This is a genomic window from Aequorivita marina (assembly GCF_031631895.2).
GTDB lineage: Bacteria > Bacteroidota > Bacteroidia > Flavobacteriales > Flavobacteriaceae > Aequorivita > Aequorivita marina.
Genome location: NZ_JAVMBW020000001.1, coordinates 560,308 through 582,798, shown reverse-complemented (window position 1 = coordinate 582,798; position 22,491 = coordinate 560,308). Strand labels below are relative to the sequence as shown.

General features: G+C 37.9%; 18 protein-coding genes. 10 read left to right on the top strand and 8 right to left on the bottom strand.

Translation table 11 applies throughout. From position 1 onward, the window contains the following. The 4 genes from QPK98_RS02655 to QPK98_RS02640 all read left to right on the top strand — a co-directional run bounded on the left by QPK98_RS02655 (window position 1) and on the right by QPK98_RS02640 (window position 5,967). Window positions 1-972 (top strand): lysylphosphatidylglycerol synthase transmembrane domain-containing protein, encoded by a 972-nt coding sequence (locus QPK98_RS02655; protein WP_310991453.1) that lies wholly within the window; start codon window positions 1-3, stop codon window positions 970-972. Between the two features lie 78 nt (window positions 973-1,050). Then, window positions 1,051-2,199 carry an alpha/beta hydrolase gene (locus tag QPK98_RS02650; protein WP_310991452.1) on the top strand — a complete coding sequence of 383 codons (1,149 nt, stop codon included), beginning with the start codon at window positions 1,051-1,053 and terminating at the stop codon, window positions 2,197-2,199. A gap of 844 nt (window positions 2,200-3,043) precedes the next feature. Next, window positions 3,044-4,414 (top strand): DNA repair protein RadA, encoded by a 1,371-nt coding sequence (radA, locus tag QPK98_RS02645; RefSeq protein ID WP_310991451.1) that lies wholly within the window; start codon window positions 3,044-3,046, stop codon window positions 4,412-4,414. Between the two features lie 188 nt (window positions 4,415-4,602). Continuing rightward, window positions 4,603-5,967 carry an acyl-CoA dehydrogenase family protein gene (locus tag QPK98_RS02640; protein ID WP_310991450.1) on the top strand — a complete coding sequence of 455 codons (1,365 nt, stop codon included), beginning with the start codon at window positions 4,603-4,605 and terminating at the stop codon, window positions 5,965-5,967. Window positions 5,968-6,108: 141 nt separating this feature from the next. On the opposite strand, the gene QPK98_RS02635 is transcribed toward QPK98_RS02640, so the two are convergent. The 3 genes from QPK98_RS02635 to QPK98_RS02625 all read right to left on the bottom strand — a co-directional run bounded on the left by QPK98_RS02635 (window position 6,109) and on the right by QPK98_RS02625 (window position 8,220). Further along, the gene (locus tag QPK98_RS02635) at window positions 6,109-6,591 is read right to left on the bottom strand and encodes a type II toxin-antitoxin system VapC family toxin (protein ID WP_310991449.1); all 483 of its coding nucleotides are present in this window, start codon (window positions 6,589-6,591) and stop codon (window positions 6,109-6,111) included. Continuing rightward, a complete protein-coding gene (locus tag QPK98_RS02630; protein WP_310991448.1) occupies window positions 6,581-7,360 on the bottom strand; it encodes a hypothetical protein in 780 nt (259 codons plus the stop codon). Before QPK98_RS02630 ends, QPK98_RS02635 begins: the two co-directional genes overlap by 11 nt. 83 nt (window positions 7,361-7,443) lie before the next feature. After that, on the bottom strand, window positions 7,444-8,220 hold the full coding sequence (locus QPK98_RS02625) for an exodeoxyribonuclease III (protein ID WP_310991447.1): 777 nt from the start codon (window positions 8,218-8,220) through the stop codon (window positions 7,444-7,446). Window positions 8,221-8,434: 214 nt separating this feature from the next. Between QPK98_RS02625 and QPK98_RS02620 the strand changes: the two genes are divergently transcribed. Further along, window positions 8,435-11,920 carry a DUF8818 domain-containing protein gene (locus QPK98_RS02620; RefSeq protein ID WP_310991446.1) on the top strand — a complete coding sequence of 1,162 codons (3,486 nt, stop codon included), beginning with the start codon at window positions 8,435-8,437 and terminating at the stop codon, window positions 11,918-11,920. A gap of 74 nt (window positions 11,921-11,994) precedes the next feature. Continuing rightward, complete coding sequence (locus QPK98_RS02615; protein WP_310991445.1) at window positions 11,995-12,372, top strand: hypothetical protein; 378 nt, start codon at window positions 11,995-11,997, stop codon at window positions 12,370-12,372. Between the two features lie 71 nt (window positions 12,373-12,443). On the opposite strand, the gene QPK98_RS02610 is transcribed toward QPK98_RS02615, so the two are convergent. Both QPK98_RS02610 and QPK98_RS02605 read right to left on the bottom strand, forming a co-directional pair. Next, complete coding sequence (locus QPK98_RS02610; protein ID WP_310991444.1) at window positions 12,444-13,982, bottom strand: glycine--tRNA ligase; 1,539 nt, start codon at window positions 13,980-13,982, stop codon at window positions 12,444-12,446. A 161-nt stretch (window positions 13,983-14,143) separates the two neighbouring features. After that, window positions 14,144-15,031, bottom strand: a complete 888-nt coding sequence (locus QPK98_RS02605) for a DUF8428 domain-containing protein (RefSeq protein ID WP_310991443.1) — start codon at window positions 15,029-15,031, stop codon at window positions 14,144-14,146. A gap of 82 nt (window positions 15,032-15,113) precedes the next feature. Here QPK98_RS02605 and QPK98_RS02600 point away from each other — a divergent pair, with 82 nt between their 5' ends. Then, window positions 15,114-15,776, top strand: a complete 663-nt coding sequence (locus QPK98_RS02600; RefSeq protein WP_310991442.1) for a ComF family protein — start codon at window positions 15,114-15,116, stop codon at window positions 15,774-15,776. Between the two features lie 75 nt (window positions 15,777-15,851). Continuing rightward, on the top strand, window positions 15,852-17,456 hold the full coding sequence (locus QPK98_RS02595; protein WP_310991441.1) for an Ig-like domain-containing domain: 1,605 nt from the start codon (window positions 15,852-15,854) through the stop codon (window positions 17,454-17,456). On the opposite strand, the gene QPK98_RS02590 is transcribed toward QPK98_RS02595, so the two are convergent. The 3 genes from QPK98_RS02590 to ahcY form a co-directional block, all read right to left on the bottom strand. Then, entirely contained in the window at window positions 17,443-18,219 is a 777-nt protein-coding gene (locus QPK98_RS02590) for an amidohydrolase (RefSeq protein ID WP_310991440.1), read from the bottom strand. The two genes, QPK98_RS02595 and QPK98_RS02590, sit on opposite strands and share 14 nt — an antisense overlap. Before the next feature lie 40 nt (window positions 18,220-18,259). Beyond that, window positions 18,260-19,402, bottom strand: a complete 1,143-nt coding sequence (locus QPK98_RS02585; protein WP_310991439.1) for a methionine aminotransferase — start codon at window positions 19,400-19,402, stop codon at window positions 18,260-18,262. Between the two features lie 255 nt (window positions 19,403-19,657). Continuing rightward, window positions 19,658-20,974 (bottom strand): adenosylhomocysteinase, encoded by a 1,317-nt coding sequence (gene ahcY / locus QPK98_RS02580; RefSeq protein ID WP_310991438.1) that lies wholly within the window; start codon window positions 20,972-20,974, stop codon window positions 19,658-19,660. 104 nt (window positions 20,975-21,078) lie between these two features. On the opposite strand from ahcY, the gene QPK98_RS02575 reads away from it, so the two are divergent. Together QPK98_RS02575 and QPK98_RS02570 are read left to right on the top strand one after the other, a co-directional pair. Then, window positions 21,079-21,717: a 4'-phosphopantetheinyl transferase superfamily protein gene (locus QPK98_RS02575; RefSeq protein ID WP_310991437.1), complete on the top strand. Its 639-nt coding sequence runs from the start codon at window positions 21,079-21,081 to the stop codon at window positions 21,715-21,717. Continuing rightward, the gene (locus QPK98_RS02570; protein WP_310991436.1) at window positions 21,718-22,410 is read left to right on the top strand and encodes a phosphoglycerol geranylgeranyltransferase; all 693 of its coding nucleotides are present in this window, start codon (window positions 21,718-21,720) and stop codon (window positions 22,408-22,410) included. The last annotated feature ends 81 nt before the right edge of the window (window positions 22,411-22,491 follow it).

Sequence of the window (22,491 nt, the reverse complement as noted above, 5' to 3'; positions counted from 1 at the left end):
TTGAGCCGCTCGCTTTCAAAGTTTTTACAGATCACAATCCCGCTGGGGTTGGGGGTTTTTCTTATTTGGTATATCTATACTTCTTTTACCGAGCAACAACTTATTGAAACGAAGCGGTATTTTGCAGATGCAAATTACTTTTTTGTAGTGCTCAGTGTTCTTTTAAGTGTGCTTAGCCATCTTTCTCGCGCCTACCGCTGGAGCTTTATGTTAGAGGCTTTGGGCTATAAAACTAAATTGGCAAACAATTTTATGGCAGTTTCCGTAGCTTACTTAATGAATGTTTTTATTCCGAAAAGTGGCGAGGTCTCCAGAGGTATAGTTTTAGATAAATATGAAGGGGTGCCTTTCCAAAAAGGCTTCGGTAGCATTATTTCTGAACGAGTTGTAGATTTAGTATGCCTGCTGCTCTTTACCGCTGTGGCACTGTATTTAAAATTTGACGTTTTGTATGATATTGTAATGGGCCGCATACCCGCTTCAATGCTTTATCTGCTTTTGGGAGGGGCATTTGCCATACTCATCTTGATCCCGTTGTATATAAAATTTTCAAAGTCGAATATTAATAAGAAACTGAAAAACTTTGTTATTGGTTTAAAAGAAGGGATTTTCAGTATTGTAAAAATGCAAAGAAAGTCAGCCTTTCTATTTCAGACTGTAATAATATGGGGGCTTTATTTACTTTCCTTTTACACCGCGCTTTATGCATTGCCTGAAACCTCAGGAATCCCTTTTGGTACAGTGATTATCGCCTTCGTTGTGGGGAGTTTTACCTTTGCGTTTACCAATAGTGGTTTTGGAACCTACCCCGCTGCCATCGCTGGTATATTAGCGGTTTTCGGAATAGTAAAAACAGCAGGAGTGGCTTTCGGCTGGATTTTATGGATATCTAACATAGCTTCCCTCATGTTTTTTGGTGTGCTTTCGTTGCTAATACTGCCATTGTATAATAGAAACCGCATTAAGAAATAAGCCAATAAAATTATTATCGCTTCTAAAGAAAAGTAAGAAACGCAAAATTTGTTATCTTTCGAAACCAAATACTTTAAAATGAAAAACATCCTACTTTTTGCAGTTTGTTTACTGCTAAACATCCCTTCTTTTGCACAAGTAATTAACGAGCGATTTAGTTCAGACAAGCTCGGAGAGTCTAGAAAGCTGAAGATTCAACTTCCTCGAAATTATGAGTCTAATACCGAAAAGCATTATCCAATTGTTTTGGTTCTAGATGCCGATTATTTGTTTGAACCCGTTGCCGGGAATGTAGATTACTTTAGTTATTGGGAAGACATGCCAGAGGCCATAGTTGTTGGCGTTATGCAGGGTAATTCGCGTTATGAAGATTGTTCGTATGGCGATAACACGTATATGCCAGAAGGAAGAGGTGCTGAGTTTTTTGAGTTTATTGGCTTGGAGCTAATTCCTTATATCGATGAAAAATACCGAACCGCAAAATTCATTATTGGCGTTGGCCATGATTACACCGCAAACTTTCTAAATTATTATCTATTTAAAGATCCGCCATTAATGAATGGATACATCAACTTAAGTCCAGATCTTGCGCCAGAATTAGATACGCGTCTTGCAGAGCGAATTCCGGATATTGAGAATAAAATGTTTTATTACTTGGCAACAGGAACCGACGATATTAAAGGACTAAGGGAATCTGCCGAAAGCTTAAACACCCAACTCAAAAGCCTAGAAAGTGATACTTTTACTTATTACTATGATAATTTTGAGGGTGCTACGCATTATTCCCTAGCTGCCCGTGGAATTCCAAATGCCTTGGAAAAAATATTCTCGGTATATAGACCCATCAGTAAAAAAGAGTTTAAAGAGGTGCTTTTGAAAAAAGACACCCAAGTGTATCAATATTTGGTAGATAAATACCAATTAATTGAAGATCTTTTTGGGCTAGATAACCCAATAAGGATTAATGACTTTATAGCCGCAGGTACTGCTGCTGAAAAGCAAAAACAATGGGAGTCCTTAGAAAATATAGCAAAGCTTGCCTCAAAACAATACCCAAATACAGTTTTAGGTGATTATTACATGGGCCGCTTTTTTGAAGGCACCGGAAATTTAAAAAGAGCGGTGAGAAGCTACCGCAAAGGCTTTGGTAAAGAAGATGCCGATTTTATTACGGTGGATACCCTCTTAGACCTTGCCGATGAAATTAAAGCTAGGGGAGATTATTAAATTTTGGTTACTGCCTTCTAGCTTAACATCATTTAGCTTTTTTTAGCTCTCGAAATTAACTCACTTCTATTGCTGAAATTAATGCTGATAAATCGTTCTTCATAAAAGAATACTGGTCAGAAATTCTATCTGTTTTGCAGTCTTTAAAATGAAGCGGGCTTACTGTTTATAGAAATCATATCATTAGTGTCCGATTAAAAGAGTGAGAAAATTTGTTTAGTCACAGATAATAGGCAATTAGAATATTTTTTATTTAATGACAGCATGCTATTATACTTAGCATCAAAATTTATCAATTAAAAAGTATGTTTAATCAATTTTATCTAGTTTTCAATCTATTAAAAAGCAAGTCTTACGTCTTATGTCTTTCAGCGCAGCGGTCTTATACCTTAGTCGGACACGACTAAAATCATATATCGATTGTGTAGGGAAATATGGGTATCGATCGTTTTAACTTTATCAGTTTGTTATTTGGAAACCTAGCTTCCTAGAAACTATTGGCGCTTCCAATTTCAGAAAAACCCAATTTGGGGATGGTGCTAACTTTTTCGGGTTCAATAATACGCACAACCTCATTTAGGGAGTTAAAGCATTTTTAGTAGTAGCGTCTTCAAGCAGCTTACGCCGTCACGGTTTATTTCCAAATTCTGTTTTTACTGTCCTGGATAATATCAAGGGTTTCGTTACTCGGTAATCCGTAATCCGTCCTCTACTTTGTGTTTTTTGAACTCATAATGTTATGTACTCCGTATGACGGAAGTCTAAATAAAAAGAAATGTGAGGAATAAGCGTATCATTTATCAATGGTTAATAACGTAAATATATTTATTTTAGCAGAACTATTATGGCTAAAACAAAAACCACCTTTTTCTGTCAAAACTGCGGTGCCCAATATTCTAAATGGCAAGGTCAGTGTACTTCTTGTAAACAATGGAATACAATTGCTGAAGAAGTTATTCAAAAAGCTGAAAAGATAAGTTGGAAAACTAAAGAATCTTCTGGAAATAAACAAAGAAGGGCTTCACGACCGCAACGTGTTTCCGAGATATCCACTCAAGCGGAAGCGCGTCTTAACACCAAAAACAATGAGTTAAACCGTGTTCTTGGTGGTGGATTGGTGCCAGGTTCACTAACACTTTTAGGTGGCGAGCCTGGAATAGGGAAGAGTACCTTAATGCTTCAGATTTCGCTTCAACTTCCCTATAAAACACTTTATGTTTCAGGCGAAGAAAGTGCGCAACAAATAAAAATGCGGGCGGAACGAATACAACCCATATCGGAAAACTGCTTTATTTTAACCGAAACAAAGACTCAGAATATTTTTAGGAACATTGAGGAAATTGAGCCGGATATAGTTGTAATAGACTCCATTCAAACCTTGCATACAGACTATATAGAAAGTACGGCAGGTAGTATTTCTCAAATTCGAGAAACAACCGCAGAGCTTATAAAATTTGCCAAGGAAACTGCAACCCCAGTTATTTTAATTGGCCATATAACCAAAGATGGAAACATAGCTGGTCCAAAAATTCTGGAGCATATGGTAGATACAGTTTTGCAGTTTGAAGGCGACAGAAATCATATTTATCGAATTTTACGCGCCAATAAAAATCGTTTTGGAAGCACAAATGAGCTAGGCATTTATGAGATGCAGGGCAGCGGACTTCGCGAAGTTTCAAACCCTTCGGAGATTTTAATTTCCAAGAATGAGGAAGATCTAAGTGGTACCGCAATTTCGGCTACCTTAGAGGGAATGCGTCCGTTAATGATCGAGATTCAGGCTTTGGTGAGCAGCGCCGTTTATGGAACTCCGCAGCGTAGTGCTACCGGTTATAACGCAAAACGCTTAAATATGATTCTTGCCGTGTTGGAAAAACGTGCAGGCTTTAAGTTGGGCGCAAAAGACGTTTTTTTAAATGTTACCGGAGGAATAAGTGTGGACGATCCCGCGATAGATTTGGCCGTTGTTGCCGCCGTACTCTCCTCAAATATTGATATTGCCATTGACAAAAGGCTGTGTTTTGCAGCAGAGATTGGTCTTGCAGGGGAAGTTCGCCCCGTTACGCGTATAGAACAACGAATTCTGGAAGCAGAGAAACTCGGGTTTACTTCAATTGTAATTTCTAAATACTGTAAGATTCCAAAAAACAACTATCATATCGCTATTATTAAGGTCGCTAAAGTTCACGATGTAGTTCATCATTTGTTTGGGTAACATCAAATGCTTTTTTTATAAAATAGTCTAAGCAAAAGCTACCTCATTTTTTTAAGGAGGCCTGCCCGATGCTGTATGCGGCATAGTTAATTTATAGCAAGAAACCTTCTTCAAATTAACTTTTCTTTAGCCATGAAGGAAATTCCATAATAGTATCTTTAAGATTCAATTCATAAAAAAGAACTATCATGTCCATTTTTTCAAAAATAAAACAGACCATTCACTTAATGCAAGATATTGATCTCGATGCCTTGGGAGCACTTTCAGAAAAAGTGGATCTTGCCGAAGTTATGAAAACCGTTGGCGAGCTTGATGATAGGCAATTGGCAGGTTTAATGCGGATGCTAAAGCATAAAGGCGGAAAGAAAGGGCAGCACAAACTACCCCCGATTGATGGCGATTTTTACGATTTGGCCTTAAAACTAACGCCCAAACAACGGGAGCTTCAAATAAAAGTTCGAAATTTTATGGAAGATGAAATAAAGCCGATAGCCAATGAATATTGGAACAAAGCCGAATTTCCGTTTGAAATTATTCCTAAAATGGCCGAATTAGATATCTGCGGCCTTACTTATGAAGGCTACGGAACACCCAAAGAAAACTATGTAATGGAAGGTATAATTGCCATGGAACTTGCCCGGGTAGATGTTTCTATTTCAACCTTTTTTGGGGTTCACAGTGGTTTGGCGATGGGTTCTATTTATATCTGCGGCAGCGAAGAACAAAAACAAGAATGGCTCCCCAAAATGGCCAAAATGGAATTGATTGGCGCCTTTGGCCTTACCGAACCCGATGTGGGTTCGGCAGTAGCTGGAGGTTTGGGGACAACCTGTAGGCAAGAAGGGGATGAATGGGTTTTAAACGGTCAGAAAAAATGGATAGGAAACGCCACCTTTGCAGATGTTGTGATCGTGTGGGCGCGTGACGAAGCTTCAGACCGAGTGAAGGGTTTTTTGGTGCGAAAAGGAACCAAAGGCTTTAAAGCTCAAAAAATGGAGAATAAAATGGCACTTCGAACGGTGCAAAATGCGCTGATAACCATGACCGATTGCCGAATACCGGAAAACGATAGACTTCAAAAATGCGACTCGTTTAAAGATACTGCAAAAGTATTGCGAATGACCCGTGCTGGCGTAGCATGGCAAGCAGTGGGTTGTGCCCGAGGTGCCTATGAAGCTGCCCTGAAATACACGAAAAAACGAGAACAGTTTGGCAAGCCGATTGCTTCGTTTCAATTGGTGCAAAATCATTTGGTAGAAATGGTCTCCAACCTTACCGCCATGCAAACCTTATGTTTTCGCCTTTCCGAATTACAGGATGAAGGTTTGTTGACCGATGAACACGCTTCACTTGCCAAAGTTTTCTGTAGTATGAGAACTCGAGATGTGGTTAGCCAAGCGCGCGAAGTTATGGGTGGCAACGGAATTTTACTTGAATATGACGTTGCAAGATTTGTAGCCGATGCCGAAGCGATTTATAGCTATGAAGGTACCAAAGAAATCAATTCGTTAATTGTTGGTCGGGCAATTACTGGATATAGTGCTTTTGTGTAAATTTATGCCGTATGTTTGGTTAAGCACAGAAGAAACCTTTTCTAACAGCTAAAAAGCTATCGATTTCACTCGCATATTTTAGTGTCAAAGAGTTTAGCGGGTTAAAATGAGATTTTTAACGACGGTGTTGTAAAACGAATTTTATAAATTTAAAATTCCGAATGTTTCTGTAAATGGAATATCAATACTAATTATATCGAACTTTGGGTTTGCTCCTTTCTTTAACAAAGCCAAAGTGTTTTTTGAACGAACGTCAGAAGTTACGAAATGACAAATGGTTTTATCTAAATCCGCTTGAGCAAAAAGTTTTGAATCGTTAGGAATAATTGCTCGAGGTGATAGTTTTTTCACATTGATTTTATTTTGCGCAAAAATAATTTCTGCAAATTCTCCTGTTTTTTCAGCGTCTTTTAAGTTGAATGGAACAATTTGAACATTTTTAAGTGGTAAATCTTCAAGTTTCCCGAGAACACAATATTCTGCAATACTAATTGTAGAAATTTTTAAAGTTATTTCGTTTTCCAAGAAGTATTTAAAGTAGCCAACCGCATTTGAGTGAAGTGGGTCCTCGTCATTAAGAAGTCGAATGAAAAAACTTGTATCTAATAAAACACTATGCTTCATATCCGCCTCTTAAACTTAGTAGCCATTCATCTGGATTAATGTTCTTCCAGTTTTTTTTAGCCTTTTTAATTAGTGAGTCCAGATAGTCGCTGTCAAACTTGGGTTGGTAATCAATTAGCTCTAATAAAGAAAGTGATTTTGTGTCAATTTCGCCAGTTTCAATATTTTGTTTTCCACTTGCTCTAACTCCAAATTTTTTATAGAGTAAATTTTCTTCTCTCTCTTTTAAAAATTCTTCTCCAGTTTCAATTGATAAGTATCCATAATCTTTAGTGTCTAAATGGATGTTAGCTTTGCTTTTTCCACCAGCATCTTTTAGAATACCATAAAAATAAAATTCCGCTTCAGCCCAAATATCTTCTGTTCTAAAATATTTAGTTGAAGGATTTATTGTTAATTCATAGTCGTCTTTGAGAGAAGTTTTAATTTGAAATTCGTAATTTTTTTGAAGTGATAAATTTTGTATATTTTCAATTGCTCGCGCAGTTTTTAATTCCAGAAAATCTACAGATTCATTAGCCTGAACTTGACCTAATACAGCACTAAAACCAATTACAGTTTGAATAGTTGTTTTAAATAAATGTCTGACAGAACCTTCTTGAATGTTATAAGTGATAATTGGCCTATCTTTCTTATTGTTAGGGTATAGCAAGTCCTCAATATTTTGCAAAATCGTTGCAATATGCTTAATGTCATAGTTGTCAAGACTTAAACTTTGATTTCCTGATTTTCCTACAACTCGGATTTCTATGTCTCCAATTTTTTCCACAATTCAAAGATACGATTATTTTAATCTGCTTTATAGAATTTTTGAATCCACTTGTTTTTCAATATGTTTTGCAACTTCTCGCTCTAACCATTGGCAGGAAATTCAAGCTCTACTAAATGTGGACAATGGTCGCTGTGTCTTGCATCAGATAAAATTACGGCGCGTTTAAGATGATCTCGCAACGATTCTGAAACCAAATTATAGTCTATCCGCCAGCCTTTGTTGTTATTTCTGGCGTTGGCACGATAGCTCCACCATGTATAATTATCCGGCTCTTTGTTAAAGTGGCGAAAACTATCTACAAACCCACTTTTCATAAAGTCATCAAGCCATTTTCTTTCAACAGGTAAAAATCCGGAAGTATTTTTAAGCCTCACAGGATCATGAATATCAATGGCCTCATGACAAATGTTGTAATCGCCACAGATAACCAAATTTGGCACTTCCTTTTTTAAATTATCAATATATTTTTTGAAATCTGCCATATAGGTGAGCTTAAACTCCAACCGGTTAACATTGGTGCCACTTGGCAAATAAAGGCTCATAACTGAAAAATTATCAAAATCTAATCGAATGTTTCTTCCCTCGGCATCCATATAGGCTATATCTGTACCGTAGGCCACATGATTCGGCTTTGTTTTGGAAAAAATAGCAACTCCGCTATATCCTTTTTTTTCAGCACTGTACCAATAATGATACGGATAACCCGCTTCTTCAATTTCTTGGGTTTTTACTTGGTCAAAATTGGCTTTGGTTTCCTGAATGCAGACTAAATCGGGATCTGCAGCTTGCAGCCAATCAATAAACCCTTTGCGCATTGCTGCGCGTATTCCATTAACGTTGTATGATATTATTTTCAAGACTAATATGTTTTTCTTTGGTAATCGTTTTGATTCTCATTGACACGCTGTAATTTGACTTTAACCACCAAGAACATTGAGAAGATACAAAGATCGTAAAGGTATTATGAATAGCTAAAGTAAATAAGATTGTATTTTTACACCAAGCATTTCGGAAAAGCTTATCAAAAGATATCCTGTAAAATAAAAAGCGAAGTGTTTAGTTTTATAATTGATGAAGTTTTACACCCTTGTTTTTCTGTTTTTCATTACAGCCATTGGCTATGGGCAGGATATTACGAACAATTCGAAAAGCAAGACTTCAAATTATCGGGAAAAAACCCTTGCTGTAGCAGATACTGTGGTGTTGGATAGCCTTGGCATCAACCCTAAAAAGTTTGCGGTTTTGGATAAAGAAGGCAATTCGCAAGATCCATTTAGCTATAGAATTGACTTTAAAAAGGGAATGATTGTTTTTTCTGAAGCATTACAACAACAGCACGACTCGTTAGTTGTGCAATATTTACGGTACCCAGATTTCTTAACCCGAGAATATTTCGCCTTAGACCCAAAAATTATTGTTGAGAACACTGGACGTATGGATAAGCTCTACTCCTTAGAAGAAAGCACAAATGAGAATGTTTTCACTCCTTTTGAAGGCTTGAATACGTCGGGAAGCATTTCTAGAGGCATTACCATTGGAAACAACCAGAATGCGGTGGTAAACTCTGAACTCGACCTGCAGATAACCGGGAAACTAAGCGATAAGGTGTCTATTCGTGCCTCCATACAAGATGCCAACATTCCGACGCAAGAAGGTGGGTATTCGCAGAGTCTGAATGAATTTGACCAGATATTTATTGAACTTTTTGGTGATAACTGGAACATCCGCGCTGGCGATATTGATCTAGAAAACAACAACAGCTACTTTGGTCAGTTTACCAAAAAAGTACAGGGAATTTCGCTTGGCGGTACGTTTACCAATGCAGATGGTTCAGAAATTTCAGCATTTGCCTCGGGCGCTCTGGTGCGAGGTGTATTTTCAAAAAGCGAATTTATTGGGCAAGAAGGAAACCAAGGTCCCTATAAATTGGTTGGGCCCAATGGCGAACTGTATATTTTAGTGGTTTCTGGGAGTGAAAAGGTTTATGTAAATGGATTGTTGTTAAAGCGCGGCGAAAATGAAGATTATGTAATCGATTATAACGCAGGCGAGATAAAGTTTAATCCAACTTACCCTATAACCAGCAATATGCGTATTTCGGTAGAATATCAATATACCGATAGAAGTTATACGCGTTTTATTGGCTATGGTGGCGGAAATTACTCCAGCGATAATCTAGATCTTGGTGTTTATGTGTATTCTGAAAATGATGCAAAAAACCAACCCCTTCAACAAAACCTTTCCGAAGAACAAGTTGAAATCTTAAAAGCCGCTGGCGATAATCCCGATTTAATGACCGCTCCTTCGGCTGTTCCAGATACCTATTCTGAAAACAAAATTCTCTATAAAAAAGAAACTGTAAATGGCGCTGAAATCTTTGTGTTTTCAAGCAATCCTGAAGACGATCTATTTAGTGTTCGCTTTACATTGGTTGGCAATAACAACGGCAATTATGTAATTAGTGATAACAATGCCATCAGCCGTATTTTTGAATATGTAGCACCAATAAACGGCGTGCCACAAGGAAATTACGAGCCAGTTATTAAGCTAAATGCACCTATAAAACTACAAGTTGGAGGTTTAAACGGCAGTTTTCATCCTTCGGAAAAAACCCAGATTGATTTTGAAGTAGCAGGTAGTAAAAACGACCTCAATCTTTTTAGCGATATAGATAATAACAATAATGATGGGTTTGCAGGAAGGCTTGCCTTTAAGCAACGAATCTTGACTACCGAAGATACTTTAAAGGTTGATGCTTTTGGATCTTTAGACTTTGTGCAAAAAAACTTTAGAACGGTAGAAAGGCTTTACAACGTTGAGTTTAACCGGGACTGGAACTTGATAAACCCAATGGGAAATCAACGGTTTGTAATTTCGGGAGTTGAGGTTTCGCATCCTGAGATTGGTGGTGGGCGTTACGAATTTCAAAACCTGAATTATTCTGAAAACTTTAATGGTACACGGCAAGTAATCGCTTCAGAAATAAACCTGAAAAAGCTAAAACTGCGTACCCACGGAAGTTTTCTAGATAGTAAGGCAGATACCATTTCGTCTAAATTTTTCAGAATTAATAACACAACTACATACTCTTTTAACAAGGCCTGGGTAGGCGGGAAGATAGCTTTGGAGAACAACCAGATTAAAGATGTTTCTAAAGATAGTATTTCGCCGGTAAGTCAGAAATTTAGTGCTTTTGAAGTGTTTTCAGGTATAGGTGATAGTACTGCGGTATTTGTAGAAGCAGGGTATCAGTACCGTGTAAATGATAGTGTTCGGGATAATTTACTTCAAAAAGTGAACTCCTCAAACACCTATTATTTAAAATCGAAGTTGATTAATACTGAAAACACGCAACTTTCGGCTTATGCAAATTATAGAATCTTAAAATATGAGCCAAATTCCAGTAGTGGATTTAACCCCAATGGCTCCGCTCCGGCACCAGATACATCAGGAAGCACGGAGCGTTCGCTTAACTCTCGTATAGTTTACAATCAGACGTTGTTTGATGGTGGGGTTCGTTGGAATACAGCCTTAGAGTCTAACAATGGGGTTATTCCGCAGCAGGAATTTACCTATGTAAAAACCGAGCCGGGACAGGGCGTTTATACTTGGATTGACTATAACAATAATGGAATCCAGGAGCTTGAAGAGTTTGAGGTGGCTCAGTTTCAAGATCAGGCAGAATACATACGAGTGCTACTGCCCAATCAAGTGTTTTTAAAGATCAGACAAAATAAGTTTAGCCAGATTCTAACTTTGAATCCGCAAAAATGGTCCAATAAGGAAGGGTTTAAGAAATTTTTGTCGCACTTCTACAACCAAACGTCGTATGTTTTGGATAGAAAGGTGAAGCGTAACAATGATGGTTTTAATATTAATCCATTTAAGGATGGAGGTGATGACCAATTGGGCCTTACGTTAAACTTTAGGAATGCCTTGTTTTTTAATCGGGGCAAACAACATTTTACAACCAGTTATACCTTTGTTTCTACTTCTAGTGACAACCTATTGGCAGTAGGTTTACAGCGAAACAATGTAAAAAGCCATCAGTTAAATTTTAACCATAAAATTCAGGAAAGCTGGCTATTGAATTTTAAGGGAGCTACAGGAAGCACGGAAAGTCTTTCGGAAAGCTTTACGAATAGAAATTACCGCTTGGATTCTTATGGGTTCAATCCGAAGATTTCATATTTAGTTAATAGAAGTACGCGTTTTGACCTTTTCTACGAGTTTGCAAACCAAGACAATCAGCTTGGCAATTTAGAGGGGCTTAAACAGCAAACCTTGGGTTTTTCATTTAGCTATACCAATGCCGAAAAAATTTCTATGAACGGTGAGTTTAACTATATTGACAATAACTTTGAGGGCAATCCTTTTTCGCCAGTGGCATACCAAATGTTGGGAGGGCTTCAGCCGGGAACAAATTTTACGTGGCGCGCACTTTTTCAAAAACGAATTACTAAATATCTAGATGCAAATATTTCGTACTTCGGAAGGAAAAGCGAAACCACTAAAACCGTCCACACAGGCAGTGTACAGTTGCGGGCATATTTTTAGAGATTTTAGTAGTTAATACTGAGGTGAAAACTTTCATTTTCGTATCTTCATAATTCAAATTAAACTTTAAAGAAATGTTTTTAAAATTAGGATTTATACTGTTTTGCGCAATCGTAATCTCTTGCGGCCCGGTTCAGAATAGCACCGAAGATGCAGAAACCAATAGTGCTTCCGAAATAGAGATGCAAAAAATTGAGGGCGAAAAAATGATGGCAGCAGGGTTTATACCGGGGCGTATAATCTATTCAGACCTTGCGGATGACTGTGAATATACCATTCAATTAAAAGAAGGTAGAAAGGATTTTTATTATGTTGACCCCATAAACCTAAGCGAAGAATTTTCTAATGATGGGCAAACGGTTTGGGTGAAATTAAACTGGCTTAGACGCATGAGCAGATGTGAAAAAGCCGTGCCAGTTGAAATTACCGAGATAAAGGATAGAAGAGAGTAAACTTCATAAAAAAAGGAGGATAAATCAATACCCTCCTTCTTGCAAAAATAGAATTAACCACTTAAAAAAAATTATTTAGAAAGCCAGTTTTTATACGAAATGGTTTCCTTCATTTTTTCTGAAATTGCTTCAATTGAAATTCGTTCCTGTTCCATAGAATCGCGATAGCGAATTGTCACCGTATTATCTTCAATAGTTTGGTGGTCTACAGTAATGCAGAAAGGTGTTCCCGCTGCATCTTGACGTCTGTAGCGTCTTCCTACGGCATCCTTTTCGTCATAAACAACGTTATAGTCCCACTGAAGCTCATCAATAATTTTATGTGCAATATCTGGCAAACCATCTTTTTTAACTAAAGGTAAAACAGCAGCTTTAACCGGAGCCAGAATTGCAGGTATTTTTAAGAGCGTTCGTTCGCTTCCATCTTCCAGGGTTTCGTTTTGCAATGAACTGCTTAAAACGGCAAGGAACATTCTGTCTAGCCCAATTGAGGTTTCAACCACGTATGGCACATAGCTCTTTTTTAATTCGGGATCGTAAAATTGCAATTTTTTACCCGAGAACTCTTCATGCGCTTTCAAATCAAAATCGGTTCGGGAGTGGATTCCCTCAAGCTCTTTAAAGCCGAACGGATAGTCAAATTCAATATCTGTTGCGGCATTGGCATAGTGCGCCATTTTCTCATGATCGTGGAAACGGTAGTTCTCTTCGCCCATTCCTAAGGATAGGTGCCATTTTAAACGTGTTTCTTTCCAGTATTCGTACCACTTAAGCTCATCGCCCGGGCGAACGAAAAATTGCATTTCCATTTGCTCAAACTCTCGCATACGGAAAATAAACTGACGTGCTACAATTTCGTTTCTAAAGGCTTTTCCCGTTTGGGCAATTCCGAAAGGAATTTTCATCCTTCCACTTTTTTGGATGTTTGAGAAGTTTACAAAAATACCTTGGGCTGTCTCCGGGCGAAGGTATAAATCCATCGCGCTTTCTGATGAGGCTCCCAATTTGGTGCCAAACATCAAGTTGAATTGGCGTACTTCTGTCCAATTTTTAGAGCCCGTTTCAGGATCTGCAATACCTAACTCTTCAATTAGTGCCTTCACATCGGCAAGGTCTTCCTTCTCTAAAGATTGCCCCATTCTATCTAATACCCTACGGTGTTCTTTTAGGTATCGTACCACACGTGGGTTGGTAGTAACAAACTCTTGCTCGTCAAAGCTGTCGCCAAAACGTTTTTTTGCTTTTGCAATTTCCTTTTGCGCTTTTTGGTAGATTTTTTCGGCGTAATCCTCTATCAATACATCTGCGCGATAGCGTTTTTTAGAATCTTTGTTGTCTATCAACGGATCGTTAAAAGCATCAACGTGTCCCGAGGCTTTCCAGGTGGTAGGATGCATCAATATAGAGGAATCTACACCCACTATATTCTGGTGCATATAGACCATGCTTCTCCACCAATATTCCCGAATGTTTTTCTTTAACTCAACACCATTTTGAGCATAGTCATAAACAGCACTTAAGCCGTCATAAATTTCACTTGACGCAAAAATATAACCGTACTCTCTTGCGTGCGAGATTACTTTCTTAAATTGATCATCTTTGTTTGCCATGCAGCAAAAATAATAAAAAAGCTGAGGTCTTAACACTCAAAATAGGAATTTAAGGGTTACAGATAGAAAAAGCCATAGCAAGATCCAAAAATGGATTTTACTATGGCTTTTTTAAAAATTATATGCTTTAAAACCTCCCAGTTTTGAGCGTATTACTCAGCTTACTTTAATTCCATTGATGTAGTGGCAACTTGATTCTCCCCGTCAAAAAGATTTAAATGATAACGACCTTTAATCAAATTTACATCCAGTGCATTTACAAGAATACAAACATCTAATTCATCTCCTTCATAAAAAACATTTGTAGAAGCACTGTAGTTCAGGTTTTTGTTTTCAAATTGTTTTACGGTATCATCACCCATCATTACATCGTTGGGGTTGATAACTTGAAGATATAAAATTCTATCTCCTTTTCTGGCAATTGAATTTGGTGCGAGGGTAAAACACGCCCTAATTTTATCGGCTCGGCTAGAGCGTCTGGTATCTACTACTTTTCCACTATTTCTGATAATAACAGCTTCTCCGCGAAGATCCGTGGCTTTTACAATAGAACCTTCTTTAATTCTTTCGCTCATAGCTGTATTTTCCTGACTTACAGAGTCAACCAGCATTCGAGTGTTTTCTAATTCAGATGAAGTACTGTCGCGTTCAATTGCTAATCTTTTATTTGCTGCTATTAGGCTATCGGCGCGTCTAAATAACATGGAACGCTCTTGCTTTAACCTATTAACTTCAGATTTATACCGTTCAATTAAACGAAGATTTGCTTTAGCGTCTTTTACCGAATCTAATAAAACACTTATTCGTTCACGTGCGGCGAGTAAATCTTTATCCTTGAGTTCGTTATCCTTAATAACTTCGTCATAATTAACAATCAAGCCCTCCAATTCATGTTCTATATCGGCTTTTTGCATCTCAAGATTTGAAACCGTATTTTTACTATCGTTGAATAGGGTAACGGTATAAACCGCCAAGGCAATTAGCAAAATAGAAAGAACCCCAATCAGGATTTTAAATTTACCGCTATTGTTTTCGTTTTCAGTACTCATCGTTAATAAGTTAAGTTAATGGGTAAAAATAGGGAGGTATTTCTATACCGAGCGTTTATAAAATGGTAAAAATTCTTAAAATATGTTAAATCTTCTCTTTCCGAAAATTTGTGTAGGTTGTAAAGAGCTGCTCGTCAAGGGGGAAGACTTGCTTTGTGTTCGATGCATTCATTCCTTGCCCATGGCTGCATATCATAGAATTGGTAGCGAAATGTTGAAAGATAGGTTTTATGGAAGGTTTTCCGTAGCAAATGCCACTGCCTTAATCCAGTTTCAAAAAAGAGGACTAACACAGGAATTGCTACACAGTTTAAAATATCGAGGGAGAGCCGAAATTAGTAGTTTCTTCGGAAAATGGTTGGGCGCCGAATTGGCCGAAATAGAATCATATAGCAAAGTTGAAATGGTAATCCCAGTGCCTTTACACAAACAAAAATTGAAACAACGCGGTTTTAACCAAGTAGAAGGCTTTGGAAAAGAGTTGGCTCTAGCCCTAGAGATACCGTATCGTGATAATATTTTAATAAAGATTTCTAAAACGGGATCTCAGGTTTTTAAAACGCGAATCCTTCGATTTGCCGCCGAAGAAGAGTTTTCTATTCAGAATTTAAAAGAAATAGAAAATAAGCATATTCTGTTGGTTGACGACATCATTACCACAGGCGCAACACTTGAAAAATGTGCCTTACAGTTGCTCAAAGCCGAAAACGTGACCCTAAGTATTGCAACAATCGCAGTAACCTAGAAAGTTATTTGCCATTCGTTACAGTTATTTGTTTAATTTTGAAAAATCTTAAAAAACGCAATCAAACCTTCACCTTTGAAACATCGTCTTCTTTACATACCCATTGCATTTTTATTTATGTTATCCTTTGTGGATTGCGCAAAAAAGGGAACGCCCTCTGGTGGTCCGCGCGATACCATTCCGCCGGTAATTGTAAGAAGCAGTCCAGAAAACTACAGTACTAATTTTACGAGTGATGAAATTGAAATTCGCTTTGATGAATATATAAAGCTCAAGGATTTGAATACGCAGCTTGTTATATCACCACCAATGAAGTACGATCCAGTAATTACCCCTTTGAGTACTTCAAAAACCTTAAAAATTAAAATTGAAGATACCTTAAAGCCAAATACTACCTACGCTTTTAACTTCGGGAAAGGTATTGTAGATAACAATGAAGAGAATGCCTTTGAATATTTTAAATATGTTTTTTCTACCGGAAGCTATATAGACAGCCTAAAAATTTCAGGAAGCGTGAAAGATGCGAAGCTTGTTTCCCCTGAAGCTCCAATAACGGTGATGCTCTATAAAGTAAACGAAAGCTATAAGGATTCGTTGATTTATTCTGAAAAACCCACTTATATTGGGATTACTAAAGACACAACGGGTACTTTTGAACTTACTAACCTTAAGGAAGGGAAATATCTACTACTTGCCCTTAAAGAAAAGAACAATGACTATACGTTTCAACCAGAAACTGATAAAATTGGCTTTGTTAATGGTTTTATTTCAATTCCAACCGATACTACCTATTCAATAACACTTTTTAAGGAAACGCTAGATTATAAATTGGAGCGCCCAAATCACCTTGGCAAAAATCATGTTTTATTTGGTTATACAGGTCAGGCAGATAGTCTGAATATTGAAGTGCTTTCAGATGTAGCTTCAGATTATACAGCTAGGGTTTATAAGGATGAGAAAAAAGACACCCTCCATTATTGGTTTAAACCAGAAATAACATCAGATTCCCTAGTTTTTAAAGTAACCAATGGCAGTAAGGTAGATACCACAACATTACGTGTGCGCGAACTGTATGCAGATTCGCTAAATGTTTCGGCAGTTAAAGCTGGAACCCTTACCTTGAAAGACACGTTTAAATTGCGTGCCAATATTCCGCTTGTTTCTTTTGACGAAGAAAAATTCCAAGTAATGAAGCAAGATTCCACTTTGGTTCCCGCTTCCGTCAGGCTTAAAAATCAGAATAATTGGGCTGAAGTTAATTTTGAAAAAGTGGAAGATGAAAAATACAACGTAAAGCTTTATCCAGGTGCCTTGACAGATTTTTTCGGAAACACGAACGATACCCTTTATTTTAATGCGAATACCCGTTTAGCTTCAGACTATGGAACCTTGAGTCTAAAGTTACAAAATGTAGATCGTTTCCCCATTATGGTGCAACTATTGAATAACAAATACCAGCTTGTTGCCGAAGAATACCTCACAGAAAATAAGGATGTTTATTTTGATGAACTTTCTCCTAAAAGGTACTATTTGCGAATAATCTACGACGATAATCGCAATGGAATCTGGGATACCGGCAGCTTTTTAAACCGCATGCAACCCGAAAAAATCATCTATTATCCAACACAAATAGAAGTGCGTGCAAATTGGAGTTTAAATGAGGTTTTTACGTTAAAGTAAAAGTGTCCCGATCATTTAAAAACTGAAAATGCCGTCTGTTTTTTTCAATGTGGTTTTTTTCTAAAACCACTGTTTCAATACATTCATCTGAAGCTGCGGTGGAAATTTGTTCGCCTAAAACGTCATAAACTGCCGAATGTCCCAGATATTCATGTTTGTTGCCGTCGTGGCCTACACGATTTACGCCAATACAATAAGTCATATTTTCAATAGCGCGAGCGCGTAGCAAAGTATCCCAGGCTAGGGTGCGTACCTTTGGCCAGTTGGCGATATAAATTAAAACCTCATAATCTTCAGTATTTCTTGCCCAAACCGGGAAACGGAGGTCATAACAAACCAACGGGCAGATTTTCCAGCCTTTGTAATCCACAATTATACGTTCTCTTCCAGCAGTATAGGTTTCATTTTCTTTGGCTAGCGTAAAGGTGTGCTTTTTATCATATTTTTTATAACTGCCATCGGGGAAAACAAAAAAGAGACGGTTGTAGTACTTCTGGTTTTCTGTAATAATTACGCTTCCGGTGATAGCGGTCTGGTGTTTTTTTGCTTCGGAAACCATCCATTGCAAGGTTTTGCCGTCATTTATTTCCGCTAGTTTTTCCGCATTCATTGAAAATCCTGTGGAGAACATTTCGGGGAGGATTATCAAATCGGTTTCTTCCTTGATATTCGATATTTTCTTGGTAAACATTTTCAAATTCGTAGCCACATCTTCCCAATACAGCTTGCTTTGAATGATTGTCACTTTTAAATTCGCTTTCATATATTTCTTTGTAATTTAATTTTTAAGATACTCAAAAAACTTAAAGTTCCCTAAAGATTGAAGCCGCTTCCGCTAGCGTTTCGTCTGTTTTAGCAAAGCAAACGCGTATTTGCTTAAAATCTCTTTTCCCTTTATTAAAAACCGAAGTAGGAATTGTTGCTAATTTATGTTCCTTCGTAAGCCGTTCGGCAAAAGCGACATCATTTTCATCTGAAATATTTGAGAAATCTAACATTTGAAAATAAGTGCCTTTAGAGGGGATGATTTTAAAGTTGGAGTCCGCCATTAGGTGCAGGAAAAAATCCCGCTTTTGCTGATAGAAATTTGAAAGATTAAGATAGTGTTCCGGACTTTTAAGATAAGTGGCCATTGCTTTTTGAACTGGATGATTTACACTGAAAACCATAAATTGATGTACTTTCTGGAATTCCTTCATCAAGTTTTCCGGGGCGGCACAATACCCCATTTTCCAGCCTGTATTATGAAATGTCTTCCCAAAAGAAGCAGTGATAAAACTACGTTTTGCCAAGGCTTCAAATCTTGAGGCGCTTTGGTGGGTGTTGCCGTCAAAAATAATATGTTCATAAACCTCATCGCTCAAAACCAACAGATTGTTCGCTTCTGCCAAGGATTGCAATTGCAGCATATCGTCTTTAGAAAACAACATGCCACTGGGGTTGTGCGGCGTATTGATAATAACCATTTTAGTTTTTGAAGTAATCTTATCCTTTACCTCTTGCCAATCTACGCCATAAAAAGGGGGGTTCAGCTGTACGGAAACTGTTTTTCCACCAAATAGGCTTACTGTGGGTGCATAACAATCGTAGGCGGGAGTAAAAATTAGTACTTCATCGTCTTTCTTGATGGTGGCTGCTATTGTAGTAAAAATCGCCTGTGTTGCGCCAGCCGTCATGGTAATTTCTGTTTCTGGATTGTAAAAATGCTGATGCTGCTTATCAATTTTTTTAGAAATCTCCATTCGCAGCTCAAAGTCGCCGGGCATAGGTGCATATTGGTTAAAACCATCGCTCATGGCCTTGTCTACTAAAGCATTCAGCGCGGGATCACTGGGGAAGTCGGGAAAACCCTGCGCCAGATTTAAGGCATTGTGATTGGTCGCCATTTTGCTCATTACCGAGAAAATAGAAGTTGGAATGTTGGGGAGTTTGGAGTTTATATTCATTTTGTCCAGTATTTATATAGCCTAATATATCGATTATACATTTGTCTAAGTTAGTATTTATTTGGTTTGTTCAAAAACGGAAAATGAATAGCCATTGCAAAGAACAACAATCCGTACTTTCCCAAACAATCCCCAATAAAAAAACCCTTATCTCAATTTATTCAGATAAGGGTTTTTATTTTTGTCTAACGTCTAACGTCTAACGTCTAACGTCTAACGTCTAACGTCTAACGTCTAACGTCTAACGTCTAACGTCTAGTACCTGTAGTACTCCGGCTTAAACGGTCCTTTAACTTCTACGCCAATATACTCGGCTTGGTCTGGACGAAGCTCGGTTAACTCAACGCCAATTTTTTCAAGATGTAGTTTTGCAACTTTTTCATCTAAATGTTTTGGCAGCATGTACACTTTGTTTTCATAACTGTCGCCATTGTTCCAAAGTTCCATTTGAGCAAGGGTCTGGTTGGTAAAACTGTTGCTCATCACAAAACTTGGATGTCCTGTAGCGCAACCAAGGTTTACCAAACGTCCTTCGGCTAATAGAATAATATCGTTTCCGTTAATGGTGTACTTATCAACCTGCGGTTTGATTTCAACGTGCGTGTTTCCGTGGTTTTCCTTTAACCAAGAAACTCCAATTTCATTATCAAAATGCCCAATATTACAAACAATAGTCTTGTCTTTCATCGCCTCAAAATGCGCTCCACGAACGATGTCTTTGTTTCCTGTAGTTGTGATTACAATATCGGCATTCCCAACAACAGTCTCCAGTTTTTTAACCTCAAAACCGTCCATTGCAGCCTGTAGCGCACAAATAGGGTCAATTTCGGTAACGGTAACAATAGCACCAGCTCCTTTAAAAGAAGCAGCAGTTCCTTTACCTACATCGCCATAGCCACAAACAACTACACGTTTTCCGGCAAGCATAATATCAGTAGCACGACGAATGGCATCTACAGCACTTTCGCGGCATCCGTATTTATTGTCAAATTTACTCTTAGTAACGCTATCGTTAATGTTAATAGCCGGCATTGGTAGCGTTCCTTTTTTAACGCGTTCGTACAGTCTATGTACGCCAGTAGTGGTTTCTTCAGAAATTCCTTTCACTGCAGCGGCAAGCTCTGGATAATTGTCTAAAACCATGTTGGTGAGGTCGCCACCATCATCAAGAATCATGTTTAATGGTTTGCGCTCTTCCCCAAAGAAAAGGGTTTGTTCAATACACCATTCAAACTCTTCTTCGGTCATCCCTTTCCATGCATAAACAGGGATTCCAGCCGCGGCCATTGCTGCTGCTGCGTGGTCTTGCGTAGAGAATATATTGCAGGAGCTCCAAGTAACTTCAGCACCTAAGGCAACCAAAGTTTCAATTAATACTGCAGTTTGGATGGTCATGTGTAAACATCCGGCAATACGCGTTCCTTTTAAAGGTTGTGCTTTACCGTATTCTTCACGAAGAGACATAAGCCCGGGCATTTCTGCTTCGGCAAGCTCAATTTCCTTTCGTCCCCAATCTGCTAGGGAAATATCTTTTACTTTAAACGCCGTATAAGGCACAGTTTTAGTTGACATAAAATTTTATTTTTATTCCCGTAAAGGCGGGAAACTCGTTGATATTAACTAATTTTGAATTACATTTTCAGTTTGCAAAAATACTAAATATCCCTCATAATTCTATGCCACTTTACAAAACTATAACAGTAAATCCGACGACTAAAGTATTCATTTGGAAGATTGAAGAAACTTTTGAGGCGCTTTCTAAGGGAATCGATTTAACGGAAAACTGTGCAAATCGGGTAAAGAATATGAAAAGCGAACTGCACCGCCGTGGATTTATGAGTATTCGGCATTTGATGGCCTTGGAAGGCTACACCGACCATGACTTGTATTACGATGCAAATGGCAAACCGCATTTAGTAGATGATAAATACATTTCTATTACCCATTCTTTTAACTTTTCGGGCATAATTATAAGCGATTCGGAAGTGGGGATCGATATTGAAAAACAACGCAATAAAATTCATAGAATCGCCCATAAATTCACCCCAATTGAGGAATATAGAACCATTGCCAATGAAGATGCTATGATGCGAAAGCTCACCGTTGTTTGGTGTGCCAAGGAATCGCTCTACAAAAGCTTTGCAGAAAAAGGGGTTAGTTTTTTAGAAAATATCTATGTTGATGAGTTTTCTATAGACGGTGATACTAAAACTACGGCCTCCGTCAATCATAATGAAAGCAAAGAAAATTATGATGTTGACTTTTTAGAATTTGAAGGTTTTACCTGCGCCTACGCGCTTATCGCTGAAAAATAAATGGAAGGAGAGTTTTATTCGTCTTTTCTGAAATCAATAGCTGAAAAGCAAACGCAATTAGCCGTGTTGATAGATCCTGATAAATTCCAGGTTTCCAAAACAAAATTATTCCTAAATAATATTCCGAAGCAAACCACGCATATTTTTGTCGGTGGAAGTACGGTCCCTAAAGGCGAAACTGAAGAAACCGTTAAAGCGATAAAGAAAGTAACAAAACTTCCGGTATTTCTATTCCCGGGCGATCATTCGCAAATTACTCCATTTGCCGATGTACTTTTGTTTTTATCCTTACTTTCGGGAAGAAATGCAGAATATCTTGTAGGACAACAGATAAAATCCATTTCAAAATTGAAAAATTCAGCCCTAGAGATTATTGCTACGGGTTATATTTTGATTGATGGCGGTACAGATTCTGCAGTGTCAAAAGTGACCAATACGCAACCTCTTTCACAAGATAACATTGAAACCATAGTGCATACTGCGCTGGCGGGACAATTTATGGGCGCCAAAGTCATTTACCTAGAGGCAGGGAGCGGTGCAAAATTTCCGATACACCCTGAGGTTATTTCACAAGTAAAAAACAATATTAATATACCGCTTATTGTTGGTGGCGGAATAAAAACGGAACTTCAAAAACAAACTGCCTATAATGCAGGGGCAGATATGATTGTAATGGGAACTGTTTTTGAATGAAACGTTCAAAATCAGTCCCTGAATTTAGAATAACGCAATCTAGAAACTCCAGTATTTCGCAAGCTTGTAATCTCTAAAATC